The sequence below is a fragment of the Sporichthya polymorpha DSM 43042 genome (genome assembly GCF_000384115.1).
Lineage (GTDB): Bacteria > Actinomycetota > Actinomycetes > Sporichthyales > Sporichthyaceae > Sporichthya > Sporichthya polymorpha.
This window is the reverse complement of sequence record NZ_KB913029.1, coordinates 1-13,619: the sequence shown is the minus strand read 5'-3', so window position 1 is coordinate 13,619 and position 13,619 is coordinate 1. Positions and strand designations below refer to the sequence as shown.

The 13,619-nt window shown below is 72.7% G+C and carries 13 protein-coding genes; 9 read left to right on the top strand and 4 right to left on the bottom strand.

The window, feature by feature from the left end; all coding sequences use genetic code 11:
- Positions 1–174 precede the first annotated feature (174 nt).
- The 6 genes from SPOPO_RS26540 (at position 175) to SPOPO_RS26530 (ending at position 7,339) form a co-directional block, all read left to right on the top strand.
- Positions 175–1,608 carry an LCP family protein gene (locus tag SPOPO_RS26540; RefSeq protein ID WP_019872743.1) on the top strand — a complete coding sequence of 478 codons (1,434 nt, stop codon included), beginning with the start codon at positions 175–177 and terminating at the stop codon, positions 1,606–1,608.
- The gene (locus SPOPO_RS0100060) at positions 1,586–2,638 is read left to right on the top strand and encodes a glycosyltransferase family 2 protein (protein ID WP_019872742.1); all 1,053 of its coding nucleotides are present in this window, start codon (positions 1,586–1,588) and stop codon (positions 2,636–2,638) included. The genes SPOPO_RS26540 and SPOPO_RS0100060 overlap by 23 nt, the downstream gene beginning before the upstream one ends.
- 52 nt (positions 2,639–2,690) lie before the next feature.
- On the top strand, positions 2,691–3,782 hold the full coding sequence (locus SPOPO_RS0100055; RefSeq protein WP_019872741.1) for a glycosyltransferase: 1,092 nt from the start codon (positions 2,691–2,693) through the stop codon (positions 3,780–3,782).
- Positions 3,783–3,845: 63 nt separating this feature from the next.
- Entirely contained in the window at positions 3,846–4,649 is an 804-nt protein-coding gene (locus SPOPO_RS0100050) for an ABC transporter permease (RefSeq protein ID WP_169577131.1), read from the top strand.
- The gene (locus SPOPO_RS26535; protein WP_019872739.1) at positions 4,649–5,737 is read left to right on the top strand and encodes an ABC transporter ATP-binding protein; all 1,089 of its coding nucleotides are present in this window, start codon (positions 4,649–4,651) and stop codon (positions 5,735–5,737) included. The genes SPOPO_RS0100050 and SPOPO_RS26535 overlap by 1 nt, the downstream gene beginning before the upstream one ends.
- Positions 5,738–5,971: 234 nt before the next feature.
- Positions 5,972–7,339 carry a peptidoglycan recognition protein family protein gene (locus tag SPOPO_RS26530; protein ID WP_019872738.1) on the top strand — a complete coding sequence of 456 codons (1,368 nt, stop codon included), beginning with the start codon at positions 5,972–5,974 and terminating at the stop codon, positions 7,337–7,339.
- An 18-nt stretch (positions 7,340–7,357) separates the two neighbouring features.
- Here SPOPO_RS26530 and SPOPO_RS0100035 read toward each other — a convergent pair whose 3' ends face one another.
- On the bottom strand, positions 7,358–8,092 hold the full coding sequence (locus SPOPO_RS0100035) for a TIGR03089 family protein (RefSeq protein WP_019872737.1): 735 nt from the start codon (positions 8,090–8,092) through the stop codon (positions 7,358–7,360).
- 166 nt (positions 8,093–8,258) lie between these two features.
- On the opposite strand from SPOPO_RS0100035, the gene SPOPO_RS0100030 reads away from it, so the two are divergent.
- Together SPOPO_RS0100030 and manB are read left to right on the top strand one after the other, a co-directional pair.
- Complete coding sequence (locus SPOPO_RS0100030) at positions 8,259–9,437, top strand: glycosyltransferase family 4 protein (RefSeq protein ID WP_019872736.1); 1,179 nt, start codon at positions 8,259–8,261, stop codon at positions 9,435–9,437.
- An 11-nt stretch (positions 9,438–9,448) separates the two neighbouring features.
- Positions 9,449–10,534: a mannose-1-phosphate guanylyltransferase gene (gene manB / locus SPOPO_RS0100025; RefSeq protein ID WP_019872735.1), complete on the top strand. Its 1,086-nt coding sequence runs from the start codon at positions 9,449–9,451 to the stop codon at positions 10,532–10,534.
- A gap of 32 nt (positions 10,535–10,566) precedes the next feature.
- Here the strand turns inward: manB and SPOPO_RS26525 are convergent, their stop codons facing one another.
- The 3 genes from SPOPO_RS26525 to SPOPO_RS0100010 form a co-directional block, all read right to left on the bottom strand.
- Positions 10,567–11,124 carry a PGPGW domain-containing protein gene (locus SPOPO_RS26525; protein WP_019872734.1) on the bottom strand — a complete coding sequence of 186 codons (558 nt, stop codon included), beginning with the start codon at positions 11,122–11,124 and terminating at the stop codon, positions 10,567–10,569.
- A gap of 52 nt (positions 11,125–11,176) precedes the next feature.
- Positions 11,177–11,953, bottom strand: coding sequence for a thioredoxin-like domain-containing protein (locus SPOPO_RS26520; RefSeq protein WP_051098245.1), 777 nt, complete (start codon positions 11,951–11,953; stop codon positions 11,177–11,179).
- Between the two features lie 150 nt (positions 11,954–12,103).
- A complete protein-coding gene (locus SPOPO_RS0100010; protein ID WP_028984375.1) occupies positions 12,104–12,847 on the bottom strand; it encodes a DUF3105 domain-containing protein in 744 nt (247 codons plus the stop codon).
- A gap of 121 nt (positions 12,848–12,968) precedes the next feature.
- On the opposite strand from SPOPO_RS0100010, the gene SPOPO_RS26515 reads away from it, so the two are divergent.
- A partial coding sequence (locus SPOPO_RS26515) for a DNA-3-methyladenine glycosylase family protein (RefSeq protein WP_019872733.1) occupies positions 12,969–13,619 on the top strand: 651 nt, incomplete at its 3' end.

The window sequence follows — 13,619 nt, the reverse complement described above, 5'->3', positions numbered from 1 at the left end:
GAATGCTCCGATCGGACGCATCGTGACGCTTGCTTGATCGTCTCAAAAGCATCTCCACAGGACGACTCGCGACGATATGCACGTCACGCGCCGCCCACGTGTTGATACTGAGAATCGCGTCTGGAATCTCGTCAGTGCCGTCCGGCTGCCCTCGTACGAAGGAGAACACGCGTCGTGCAGAGCGGGAAGCTGGCGGATGTCGCCCGGAAGTCGGAGCGGGTCCGCTTCCGCCGGGCGCTCGTCCTGCTCGCGATGACGCTCGTGCTGCCCGGATCGGCCCAGCTCATGTGCGGCAACAAGGTCGTCGGCCGGGCCGCCCTCCGGATCGTGGGCCTGATCGGGGTCGGAGCCCTGATCGTCTACTGGATCGAGGGCAAGGAGGGCCTGCTCGAGCTCGGCTTCGAGTCCTGGGCCCTGGTTTCGCTCCAGACCGGCATCGTCGTGCTCGGCCTGTGCTGGCTGGCGCTGTTCATGGACGCCTGGCGTCTGGGCCGACCGCCGGAGCTCGTCCGGTCGCACCGCCTCACGGTCTCGGTGCTCTCGCTGGTCCTGATGGCGCTGGTCGCCACCCCGGCGGCGTACAGCGCGAACCTGATCCAGACGCACCGCGACTTCCTGGAGCGGACGTTCACCGACGGCGGCATCCGCGACCTCTACAAGGGCCGACTCAACGTCCTGCTGCTCGGTGGCGACGGCGGTGACAACCGCGAGGGCATCCGCACCGACTCGATCACCCTGGCGAGCATCGACGTCTCCAACGGCAAGACCGTGCTGTTCTCGCTGCCGCGGAACATGCAGTACGCGCAGTTCCCGCCGGGCACGCCGATGGACGCCAAGTTCCCGAACGGCTTCCCGGACTTCTTCTTCGGCATCTACACCTACGGCGCCGAGCACCCCGAGCTGTTCCGCGGCGCCAAGGACCCGGGCGCCCTCGCGGTCCAGCAGGCCGTCGCCCAGACGCTCGGCGTGCCGGTCCACTACTACGCGATGGTGAACCTGGCCGGGTTCGAGAACCTGGTCAACGCCCTCGGCGGCGTCACCCTCCGCGTCGAACAGCGCCTGCCGATCGGTGGCGGCAAGAACCTGCAGGGCGTCACGATGCCGATCCGCGGCTGGATCGAGCCGGGTCTGCAGAAACTCTCCGGGTACAAGGCCCTCTGGTACGCCCGCTCCCGCGCGACGTCCGACGACTACGCGCGCATCACCCGCCAGAAGTGCGTGATGGGCGCGATCCTGCGCGCGGCGGACCCGGGGACGATCCTGCTGAAGTACTCCAAGCTCACGTCGGCGTCGCGCCAGGTCCTCACGACCGACCTGTCGATCGACGCCGTCCAGCGCCTCATCGGCGTCGTCGACGAGGCCAAGAACCAGAAGATGACGAGCGTCCAGTTCATCCCGCCGGCGATCAACCCCGCCGCGCCGGACCTGAACTTCATCCGGGCGCAGGTCCAGAAGGCCCTCCTCGCCGCCGAGCAGCCGGACCCGACCCCGGCGCCGAAGCCGTCGGCGACGCCCAAGAAGAAGAAAAAGGCCACCCCGACGCCGGCCGCGATCAAGGCGACCCCCGGTGAGGCGACGGCTCTCGATGACACCTGCCGGTATTCCTGAGCCGCGGGTCGCCGAGGACGGCCGGATCCTCGGTGCCACCCCGCCCGTCGCGGTCGTGATGCCGGTGCTCAACGAGCGGCGGCACCTGCGCACGGCGGTCGAGGCGATCCTCGCGCAGGACTACCCGGGCGAGCTGGAGATCGTGCTCGCCCTCGGCCCCTCGACCGACGGCACCGACGAGGTGGCCGCCGCGCTCGCGGACGGCGATCCGCGGATCCGCACGGTGCCCAACCCGACGGGAGCGACCCCGGCGGGGCTGAACGCCGCCATCGGCGCCAGCACCGCGCCGGTCGTCGTCCGCGTCGACGGGCACGCGATCCTGCCGCCGGACTACGTCCGCACCGCCGTCGAGGTCCTGACCAGCACCGGCGCGGACAACGTCGGCGGGATCATGGCCGCGCAGGGGGTCACGCCGTTCGAGCAGGCCGTCGCGCGCGCCTACAGCAGCTGGTTCGGCATCGGCGGCGCCCGCTTCCACCTCGGCGGCGAGGCCGGGCCGGCCGAGACCGTCTATCTCGGGGTGTTCCGCCGGGACATGCTCGAGCGCGTCGGCGGGTTCGACGAGCACATGCGCCGCGCCCAGGACTGGGAGCTGAACTACCGGATCCGTCGCGCCGGCGGGGTCGTCTGGTTCACGCCGAAGATGCAGGTCACCTATCGGCCCCGCGCGGACCTGCGCGCGCTGTCGAAGCAGTTCTTCCGGACCGGCCAGTGGCGCCGCGAGGTCATCCGCCGCCACCCGGACACCGCGAACGCGCGGTACCTCGCCGCGCCCGTCGCGGTCCTCGGCGTCGTCGGCGGGACGGCGCTGGCGCTGACCGGGCACCGGATCGGCCTCCTGGGCCCGCTCGGGTACCTCGCCGCGGTCGTCGCCGGGTCCGCCGCCACCAGCCGGGGCCTGCCCCCGACGGCCGCCGCGGCGCTGCCCGCCGTCTACGCGACGATGCACATGTCCTGGGGCATGGGCTACCTGCTCAGTCCGCGCGATCTCGCGCCCGACCCCGGACCGGACCCCGGCCCCGGGCGCTGACGTGACCGGCCTACGCGGGCGGCGTGCGCGGGAGGAACGCGCGGAACGGTTGGTGGCCGACGTCGAGCGGTTGCGCCGCCGTACCCAGACCGACGGCCCCGGGCCGTACGAGCGCTCCGAACGCCGGATGCGGGTCGCGCTGCTCGCGCCGGCCGACAGCCCGCACACCCGCCGCTGGGTGGAGTTCTACGCCGGGCAGGGGATCGAGGTCTACGCGATCAGCCTCCCGGCGGGGACGGCGGCGGGGACGGCGGGAGGGGAGCCGGGGCCGTTGCCGACCCGGGTCCGGACCGCCCACCTGCCGACGCTGCGCGGGGACGTCCCCTCGCCCCGGGCGGTGACGCGCCTGCGGGCGCTGCTCGACCAGGCCCGGCCCGACGTGATCGCGGTCCACCTCGGCGGACCGTACGGCCTCCTGGCGGCCCTCGCGGACCGGCACCCGTACGTCGTCCTCGCCGGCGCGGACCTGACGGCCGACCTCGGTGTCTCCTCCGCCGCGGGCCGGCGGACGCTCGAACTCGCCCTGCGGCGGGCCGACGCCGTCTGCGCCACCAGCCGCCTGCTGGCCGCGGCCGTCGGCCGGCACACCGACCGGCCGGTGTCGGTCACCCCGGTCGGCGTCGACACCGATCGGTTCGTGCCCGCGCCCCGGCCGCCGGACGGCCGCTTCCTGATCGGCACCGTCCCGGCCCCGCGCGCGGGTCTGGACCGCCAGCTCCTCGAACGTGCGCACCAGGAGCTGACCGACCGGCCCGGGGCGGACCCCGCCGACCTCGTCGTGCTCGGCTCCGCCGAGGCCGGCCTGCCCGGCGCGCTGGCGCGCCTGGACGCGCTCGTCGTCGGCACCGACCGCGACGGCCGGGCCCTGGTCGCCCTGCAGGGCCAGGCCTGCGGGGTGCCGGTCGTGGCGGCGGGCACCGGGGCGCTGGCGGAGTACGTGCGCGACGGCGAGACCGGCTTCGTCGTCCCGCCGGACGACCCGACGACGCTCGCGGACCGGCTCGCGGCGTTGCGCGACGACCCGGTCCGGCGCGCCCGGATGGGGGCCGCGGCGCGGGACCACGCCGTGACTTCGTACACATGGGTCCGGAATGCGACCCTGATGCTGGACGTCTTCGCAGGTTTGGGCCGGGGCGGGAGCTAACCTGACCAGCGAGTTCTGTGTCCCCGCCGACCGGGGAAGCCAGCGGGAAGGGGAGCGGGGGCCGTGAGGCGCGTACGCGCGATCGTGCAACGCCGCCGGATCCTGTTCCTGCTCATCGGACGGGACCTCAAGGTCCGCTACTCCGACTCGGCGCTCGGCTACGTCTGGACCGTCCTCGACCCCCTGCTGATGGGGCTCGTCTACTGGTTCGTCTTCGACGTCGTCTTCAACCGCGGCAAGGACATCGCGGGCGACCCGTACCTGCTCTACCTGCTGCTCGCGATGATGCCGTTCCAGTGGGCCAGCGGGTGCATCTCCGGCTCGACCCGTGCGCTCGCGGGGGAGGCGCGGCTGATCCGCTCCGTCGACGTTCCACGGGAGACGTGGATCCTGCGGATGATCGGGTCGAAGTTCGTCGAGTACGTCTTCACCCTGCCGGTGCTGCTGATCTTCATCTTCGCCTACGGGCAGGACATCCACTGGCAGATCGTGTTCTTCCCGATCGCCATGGCGATGCAGTGGACCCTGCTGCTCGGGATCGCGATGACCCTCGCGCCCGTGGCGGTCCTCGTGCCCGACACCGAGCGCCTGATGCGCGTCACCAACCGCGTCCTGCTCTACATGTGCCCGGTCATCTACGGGGCCTTCGCGATCTTCGACAACGAGAACATCCCCGGGTTCATGAAGGAGCTCTACTCCTGGAACCCGTTCACCACGATCTTCACGCTGTACCGCCTGTGCGTCTTCCCGGACGACGAGCTGCCGTTCCTCGTCGCCGTCCGCGGCGGCATCTCCTGCCTCGTCATCCTGGCCTTCGGCGTCTACATCTTCCGCAAGCTCGAGCCGGCCGTGCTGAAGGAGATCTGATGGCCGCTCGCAAACGGAAGCCGACGCCGCTGATCGAGGTGCGCAACGTCGGCATCAGGTTCCGCACCAACCGGCAGCGGCCCTTCCGCACCCGGGTGCGGGAGAGCTTCACCGCCGACGGCCGGCGCGCGCGCCGCGACCGCGGGCCCGACGAGTTCTGGGCGCTGCGCGACGTCTCGTTCACCGTCGCCGACGGGGAGGCCGTCGGCCTGGTCGGCCGCAACGGGCACGGCAAGTCGACGCTGCTCAAGCTCATCGCCGGCGTGATGATCCCGGACGAGGGGGCGGTCAAGGTCCGCGGGCCGGTCGCCCCGATGATCGAGGTGACCGGCGGCTTCGTCGGCGACCTGACCGTCCGCGACAACATCTGGCTCGCGGCCGGCCTGAAGGGCTTGACGAAGCGTCAGATCGCGGCGCGATTCGACGACATCGTCGAGTGGGCGGAGATCGGTCACCGGCTCGACACCCCGCTGCGGCACCTGTCCAGCGGTATGAAGGCCAAGGTCGGGTTCTCGGTCATCACCAGCATCGACCGGCCGATCGTCCTCGTCGACGAGGTGCTCTCCGTCGGCGACCGCGCCTTCCGGCAGAAGTGCTTCAACCGCATGGAGGAGCTCCGCAACTCCGGCAAGACGATCGTCCTGGTCTCCCACCAGGAGTCCCAGATCGAGCGCTTCTGCAAGCGGGGGCTCTACCTCCAGCACGGCCGGCTCGTCCACGACGGCCCGGTCAAGGAGGTCCTCGCGCACTACATCGCCGACGTCGAGAAGGCCGTCGACGAGGAGGCCGAGCGCGAGCGCGAGGCCATGGCCCGCCGCGCGCGCCGGGACGCCCGCCGCGCCCGTCTGGAGGCCGAGACCGCCGGCGAGAAGCCCGCGGCCACGAAGCCGGCGGGAGGGAAGCCGGCCGAGCCGACGCCGGCCGAGACGAAGCCGGCCGAGCCGAAGGTCGTCCCGGCCCAGGGAAGCGCCCCCGAGCCGCCGGAGGCCGCGGCGCCGGGGGAGGAGCAGCTCACCTTCGACGTCCAGGTCGAGGAACAGCCCGCGGGGGAGCCCGGTCGGGCGGAGAATTCGCGCACCGATTCCTGAGGTGCCCTGCGGCGCATTTGTCGGCGCCGCGAATTACACGGAAGTATTTCTGCTGGTCAGCGCCGAACTTGCGGCCCGGCACCGCGAAGCTGCAGGTCAGGGCGGGTGCCCGCGAGCGCTAATTCCAGATCTGTAATTCGCGTCCACCCATTGTGACGGGAGTTGCGGGTGGGATTTGATCCCAGTCGTAACACCAGAAACAAAAGACAACTTCCGTCACAGGAGTCGCGCATTATGCGCATTGCACCCGCCCTGCTCGTCGTCACGCTCGCGGCGTCGACGGCGTCGATCGCCGCGCCCGTCGTGGAGCTCCCGGGCCGGGTGTCCGCACACGTCGTCGCGCCGCGGATCTCCGAGGTGCCCCTCGCCATGCCCGGCGGGGTCCCCGCCGGCGTCGCCACGCTCGCGCCGATTCCCGCGCCCGCGTCGTTCGCGCTGCTCGGGCTCACCTGGGACCGCCCCGCGACCGCGACGCTGGGCGACCACGACCACGACCACGACCACGAGTCCGGACCGCAGTTCAGCGTCCGGACCCGGGCGGAGGGGACCTGGTCGGACTGGACCGCGCTGGAGGCCGACGGCGACGGGCCCGACGGGGACGTCGACGCCGCCGCGACGGACCCGACCTCGGCCGCCCGGTCCGGCGCCGCCGAGCGCCGGCTGGGGACCGCCCCGCTCTGGGTGGGCGACGCCGACGCGTTCCAGGTGCGCCTCGACCGCGTCGACCTGACCGCGCTGACCGGCCTGCGGGCCGTGCTCGTCGACCCGGGCCGCTCGGCGGCGGACGCCGACGTCGGCTCCGTGCCGCGCGTGGCCTCACAGGCGCACGCGACGATCGCCTGGCCGACCGTCTACCGGCGCAAGGACTGGGGCGCGGACGAGAAGCTGCGCAAGGGCAAGCCCCGTTACACCGGCCGGATCCAGGCCGCGTTCGTCCACCACACGGCCGGCACCAACGACTACACCCCCGCCGAGGTGCCGAAGATCCTGCGCGGGATCTTCGCGTACCACGTGAAGGGCCGCGGCTGGTCCGACGTCGGCTACAACTTCCTCGTCGACCGCTTCGGGAGGATCTGGGAGGGCCGGGCCGGCGGCATCGACCGCGCGGTGCTCGGCGCCCACACCGGCGGGTTCAACCGGAACAGCTTCGGCGTCTCCGTCCTCGGCGACCACACGGACACGGCGCCGACGCCCGAGACCCTGGCCGCGGTCGCGCGCATCATCGCCTGGAAGTTCGGGCTGACCGGCGACGGCACCGTGCTCGACCCGCTCGCGACCGTCGAGCTGATCTCCGAGGGCGGCGGCACCTCGCGCTACAAGTCCGGGACGCACGTGGACTTCGTCCGCGTCTCCGCGCATCGTGACGCCGGGCGCACCGAGTGCCCGGGTGGGTTGCTCTACGCCCAGCTGCCGGCGATCCGCAGCCAGGTCCGGGACATCCTCGTCGAGGAGTCGCCGTTCGGGCCCTCGCTGCCGGAACCGAGCCCGGGCGCGACGCCGGAGCCGCCCGCCGACGGGCCGGACGCCGCCGCGGGCCACGAGCCCGACGAGGCCGGCGACACCGAACCCGCCGACGAGGGCGGGGACTCGACCGCCGACTGATGTCGGCCGGTGCGCTGCTCAGCCCGGCGGCAGCGTCCGGGTGACGCGCTCGGTCTCGATCCGGCGGGGGAGCGCGGCCGGATCGGCGTTGCGGCACAGGACCACCGACGCCCCGACCGCGAGCGGGGCGAGCAGGCCGGCCAACAGCCCCTCGGGGGTGCGGAGCTCGGTGGTGACGAGCGCGCGGTCGGCGCCGGTCAGGCCCCACTCCGCGGCGGTCGCGCGGGCCGCGGCAACGAGGTCGGCGCCCGTGGCGGTTCCGCCGGCGCGCTCGAGCGCGGCGTCGGAGTCGGTGACCGGGGCCCACGGGGCGAACTGGTCGCCGTAGGCGGGGACCTCGGCGGCGTAGTCGTAGAACCCCGCCGGGAGTGTCGACGCGGGGGCGCCGAACGGGCGCATCGGGACCAGCACGCGCTCGCCCCGGCAGGCGGCGGCGCGCTCGATCCCGTCCGGGTCGGTGACGACGTGGTCGGCCTCGGCGGGGTCGCCGTCGGGGGCGACGACGACGCCGGCGGTCCAGCAGGCCAGGTACCAGACCACCGTCTGCCAGTGGGTCGGGAGCAGCAGCGCGATCCGGTCACCCGGCCGCGCCGCGAGGTCCTCGACGATCATGTTCGCCGTCTTCGCGATCCAGTTGTCCGCGGTGGTGAACGACAGCTCGACGCGCTCGCCGGTCGCGTCGTCGTAGAAGGTCACGAAGGGGCGCGCCGGGTCGGGACGGGCCGCCGCCCGCAGCAGGTCCGCCGGAGTCATGGTGTCGGAGCCTATTCGCCGGAGGTTCACCGCTGTGCGGCCCGCGCCGTGCGGCGGAGCGGCGTAGGCTTCCCCCAGGACCGGCGGGAAGGGCTCTCGCTTCAGGGCCCGGCTCCCGCCGGCGTTCGTGTCCGCCCGCTGTACTCATCCCCTGCTAGGAGTTCCTGTGGCGCCCCGCGTGCTCGTCGACGCCACCGCCGTGCCCGCCGACCGTGGCGGCCTGGGCCGCTACATCGACGGTCTGCTGCCCGCGCTGGCCGCGGCCGGCGCCGACCTCGGCATCGCCTGTCAGCGTCCCGACGCCGACCGGCTGTCCCGGCTGGCCCCGGCGGCCACCGTCCTGCCCGCCCCGAGCAACATCAGCCACCGCCCCGAGCGGCTGGCCTGGGAGCAGGAGGGCCTGCCCGCGCTCGCGCAGCAGATCGGCGCGGACGTCATCCACTGCCCGTTCTACTCGATGCCCGCGGCGTCGCCGGTCCCCGTCGTCGTCACCATCCACGACGCCTCGGTGTTCCACAACCCGGAGTACTACGCCGACGAGCGGGCCGAGTTCTACCGCCGCGCGACCCGCTCCTCGCTCGAGCTGGCGGCGCGGTTTCTCGTCCCCTCGCGGGCGACCCGCGACGAGCTCGTCCGCCTCTTCGACGCCGACCCGGCCCGCGTGGACGTCGCGTACCACGGCATCGACACGACGATGTTCCGGCCGCCGACGGACGCCGAGCGCGACCGCGTCGCGCAGCGACTCGGCCTGCACGGCATGCCGTACGTCGGGTCGCTCGGCGAGATGTCGAGCCGCAAGAACATTCCCGAACTGATCCGGGGCTGGGTGCTCGCCGCGTCCGAGATGGACGAGCCGCCCGCGCTGGTGCTCGCCGGCTCCTCGACGCCGGACCCCGCCGTGCTGGAGGCGGTGAACGAGGTCCCGTCCGGGCTGCGCCTCGTGCGCCCGGGCTACCTGCGCGCCGGTGACCTGCCCGGCTTCATGGGCGGCGCCACCGTCATGGTGTTCCCGAGCCGCAGCGAGGGCTTCGGCTTCCCGACCCTCGAGGCGATGGCCTGCGGCGCCGCGGTGCTGATCGCGCGCCGGCTCTCGCTGCCCGAGGTCGGCGGCGAGGCCGCGGCCTACACCGAGCCGGACGCCGACTGCATCGCGCGCAACCTCAAGCGGCTGCTGGAGGACGGCGAGCGTCGGCGCTCGCTCTCCGAGGCGGCGACCGCCCGGTCGAAGCTCTTCAGCTGGAGCAGCTCGGCGCAGATCCACCTCGAGACCTACGCCCGCGCCGCCGGCCTCGCGTCCACGAACGAGGCGAGCGACCCGAGCAGCGCCCGCCACCAGGCGGGCTGAGCGGGATCGGCATGACAGAGTCGGCCGACGCCGAGGCGGTCATCCTCGTCGGGGGTCAGGGCAGCCGGTTGCGGCCGCTCACGCTCACGACCCCCAAGCCGATGCTGCCGTGCGCGGGCGTCCCGTTCCTGACCCACCAGCTGGTCCGGCTCGCGGAGGTCGGCATCAAGCACGTCGTGCTCGCGACGTCCTACCGCGCCGAGGTCTTCGCCGAGCACTACGGCGACGGCGGCGAGCTCGGGCTGGCCATCGACTACGTCACCGAGACCGAGCCGCTCGGGACCGGCGGTGGGATCCGCAACGTCGCCGACCGCCTGACCGGCGGCCCGGACACGCCGGTCGTCATCCTCAACGGGGACGTCCTCTCCGGTCACGACCTGACTGCGCAGCTGCGGATGCACCGCGACGTCGACGCGGCGGTCACGTTGCACCTCGTCGGCGTCGAGGACCCGCGGTCGTTCGGGTGCGTCCCGACCGAGGCCGACGGGCGGGTCACCGCGTTCCTGGAGAAGACCCCCGAGCCGGTCACCGACCAGATCAACGCCGGGTGCTACATCTTCCGGCGCGACGTCCTCGAGGCGATCCCGACCGGGCGCCCGGTCTCGGTCGAGCGCGAGACGTTCCCCGGCCTGCTCGCCGCGGGCAGCCGCGTCCAGGGCTACCGCGAGGACGCGTACTGGCTCGACGTCGGGACCCCGGCCGCGTTCGTCCGCGGCTCGGCCGACCTGGTCCGCGGGGTCCTGCGCTCGCCGGCAGTCGCGGCGCCGGGGCCGGCGCTGATCGCACCCGACGCGCTCGTCGCCGAGGATGCGCAGATCACGGACGGCTCGGTGATCGGGCCGGGCTGCGTCATCTCCGCCGGGGCCGTGATCTCGGGGGCCGTGCTGTTCGACGACGTGTGGGTCGCCGCCGGCGCGCAGGTGCGGCGGTGCGTGCTCGGGTCCGGCGCGCGGGTGGGGGAGCGGTCGGTGCTCACCGACGCGGTCCTCGGCGACAAGTCGCTCGTGGGGAACGACAACGAGCTCGCCGCCGGGGCGCGGCTGTGGTCCTCCGCGGTGCTGCCGGACGCCACGATCCGGTTCTCGCCGGGCGCCTGACGCCGCGTCAGTCTCCGCCGGCGCCAGGGATCTCAGCCCGAGTTGGCCGCGAGCCGGGCGCGCTTCTTCTTCAGGTCGCTCGCGGCCCACCAGATGGTGAACAGCGCGACGACACCGCTGGCGCTCAACGCCAGGCCGGAGTACCAGCTGCTGAAGGGGAGGTCTTCCCACAGGGCCCAGACGAACCCGGCGGCGATGATGCCGCACGCGGACACGATCGACAGCATCGTGCCCCACTTGTTCGAGGCGGCGAGGTGCGCGGCGTCGACGACCTTGTCGTGGATCTGGTCGAAGAGCCGCTCGGCCCACCGGAACTCGAAGCTGAGAATCCACAGCCCGAAGACCACGACCAGCCACCCCGGGCCGGGGAGCGGGATCATCACGATGCCGGCCGCGAGGACCATGCCCCCGGCCAGCGCGATCCCGATCTTCCGGGCGAGCAGCACCGTCCGCCGGCGCTTCTTCGCGTCCGCGACCGCGCGCGAGTCGCTCGGGTCCGGTCGCAGGTCGCGAAGGTCATCGTCCTCCGCGATCTCGAGCATCTCGGCGAGATCCTCGGGCGAGGGGTCCTCAGGCACGGCGCGGCTCACTCGAGAAATCTAATCGGTCGATCGTCGGCAGGTGGTGCGGACGGGCGAACGCTCAGCGGATGTTCCGTTCCGGTGCGTCCGTCGCCGGGTACTTGTCCATGAAGTCCTGGACGGCCTGGCCGGAGAGGCGCTCGCAGAAGAGGCGGTGGCCGAAGCCCTGGCCGGTCTTGGGGTCCGGGGCGCTCCAGTGCGTCAGCGCGATGAACTTGTCCCCGGGGAAGTCGCCGTAGGTCGGGTCCCAGGGCGTCGCGATGAACTGCTGGTACTTGGCGTCGTCGCGCAGGCGCTTGGCGAGGTCCTCGATCTCGTCGAGGTCGCCGCCCTTGATCTCCGGGTCGTACCAGAGGATCGAGTAGCCGTGCTCCATGTTGTGCACGAGGTTCTCCACCGGCGGGTTGTCCTTCGTGGTGAAGAACGGCGTCGCGGCGAACGCGACCGGGTTGGAGTAGTGCTTGCCGGAGCTCGGCGGGACGTGGTCGTAGTCGACGCGCACGCCGACCTGGACGTGGTCCTGGCTGCCGCTGGCCTTGTCCTGGGTGATCTTGCCGCAGCCGGCGTCGCCGAGCGGGACACCGAAGGACGCGATCGAGCGATCGAGCGGGTCGTTGAACTTCTTGTCGACCCAGTTGTAGGCCGGCTTCGCGAAGAACGCCCCGGTTCCGACGAGGATGACCAGCATGAAAGCCGTCGAGCGGATCCGCTCCGACCGGCGCTTCTTGGCCCGGAGCGCCTCGATCCGCTGCCGACGGTCCTCGAACGCCGACTGCCCGCGAGCCGCGGGCACGTTGCCGCCCGAACTCGTCGTCTGCTCCGTGGTCCGGTCCGACACCGTGACCCCTCCCCGTTCGCCCCACGCGCGCAGCCGTTACCGGCCGCGCCGGGACAACCGTACGACGGAATCAGGGGTCTGACGCCACGTTTGGTCTTCCCCGCGACGGCGGGTCGGGCATATCGGACGAGACGTCAGCCGGATGGGTGACTACATCGTGTTCGGCTCGGGCGAGTCCGAGGACGGGTGCGCCTGGACGAAGGCCCGGATCGCGCCGCCGGAGACCTGCCCGCAGTACTGCCGGTAGCCCGTGGAGGTCGCGTAGTCGCCGGCCTCCTTCGGGGCGCCCCAGTGGGCCATGGCGATCGTCTTGCCCGCCGGGAACTTGCCGCGCGCGGCATCCCACGGGACCGCGATGAACTTGCGGGTCTCGTTGTCGTCGCGGAACTTCGCGGCGAGGGTCTTGAGGTCCTCGAGCTGCTGGCCGGTGACGGCGTCCGGGTCGTACCAGACGACGTTGTAGCCGTGCTCGAGGTTGTGGACGAGCTCCTCGAGGCGCGGGGCGTCGCTCTTGGTGTAGAAACCGCGGCTGTTGATCGTCGCCGGGGCGGCGAAGTGCCGGCCGTGGCTCGGCGGCGCGGTGTCGTAGTTGATCCGGACGCTCGGGTCGTTCTCGTGGTCGCCGTCGTTCGCGTCGACCTTGTCGGTCTGCGTGGTGTCGCACGCGGCGAGCGCGGTCGGGACGCCGAGCTCCTCGAACGCCCGCTTCTTCTCCTTGTCCTTGTTGACGATCGAGACGACCGGGATCGCGATCAGCGTCGCCGCGATCAGGATGCCGACGCCACCGAAGAGGAACGTCTTGCGGCGCTCGGCCGCCTTCTGCTGACGCTTGAGCTCCTCCACCCGTGCCTTGCGGTCCGCTCCCGCGCGGGGGGTCTGCTTCTTCTTCGCCACGGTGTGTGAGCCTTCTCGTCTCTTCGGCACGGTCTTCGGCAAGGGCAGTCGGGTGGCCGACTTCGCTGCCGGAGTCTACGGAGCGTGCCTTGGAGGTCCGGACGTCGGGCAGACTCGGCGTGTGTCGGGCGCGGAGCGGGAGTGGCGGTCGAGCCGTCCGCTGGACCTGCACCGCACGCTCGGACCGCTCCGGCGTGGCGCGGGCGATCCGGCCTACCGGGTCGACGCGGACAACGCGATCTGGCGGGCCGTCCGCACCCCGGAAGGGCCCGGCACCCTCCGCCTCGCCCTGCGGCGGGGCACCACGACCGTCGTCGGCGCGGCGTGGGGGCCCGGCGCCGAGTGGCTGCTCGACCGGATCCCGCGGCTGTGCGGCGAGGACGACGACGCCGAGGGGTTCGTCCCGGTCCATCCCGTCCTGCGCGACGCCGCGGCCCGCAACCCGGGCTGGCGGATTCCCCGGTCCGACCTGCTGGTCGAGGTCCTCGTCCCCTGCATCCTCGAGCAGAAGGTGACCGGCCGGCAGGCCCGCGCGTCCTGGCGGGAGCTGGTGCGCCGCTTCGGCGACCCCGCGCCCGGCCCGGCCCCGGCGGGAATGATGGTGCCGCCCGACGCCGCGACCTGGCTGCGCATCCCGTCCTGGGAGTGGCACCGTGCCGGCGTCGAGCCCGCCCGGTCCAAGGCCGTGCTCACCGCCTGCCGGCACGCGGGCCGCCTGGAGGAGACCCTCACCCTCGGCTCCGCCGTTGCCGACCAGCGCCTGCGCGCCCTG